At 61.3% G+C, this 408-nt stretch carries 1 pseudogene; it reads left to right on the top strand.

The features are described from left to right. Positions 1-408: pseudogene (locus ACM43_RS09510) on the top strand (IS110 family transposase); the annotation flags it as partial.

Genomic DNA, 408 nt, shown 5'->3' with positions numbered 1-408 from the left:
CAATCGACCAGCGTCTACTGGATTCCGATTTTCGCGCTTCTCGATGCCCGGGGATTTACCGTGTTTCTTGTCAACGCGCGCGATGCCAAGCACGTGCCGGGGCGTAAGACCGATGTCAGCGATGCGCAATGGCTGCAGCGGCTCCATTCATTCGGGTTGCTGCGGGCCAGCTTTCAGCCCAAAGGGCAGATTGCCGAACTGCGAGCCTACGTGCGTCAGTCGCGAGCGTCTGCTGGAGTACGCGGCCTCACACATGCAGCATATGCAGAAGGCTTTGACGGAGATGAATCTTCAGCTCCACCACGTCGTCGCCGACATCACCGGCGCGACCGGCCTGCGTATCATACGCGCGATCCTTGCCGGCGAGCGCGATCCCGAGGCGTTGGCGTGCTTGCGCCACTACAGTTG

Source organism: Bradyrhizobium sp. CCBAU 45321 (assembly GCF_028128975.1).
Classification (GTDB): domain Bacteria; phylum Pseudomonadota; class Alphaproteobacteria; order Rhizobiales; family Xanthobacteraceae; genus Bradyrhizobium; species Bradyrhizobium yuanmingense.
The sequence above is the reverse complement of the archived record's forward strand: the minus strand, read 5'-3'. Positions and strand labels throughout refer to the sequence as shown.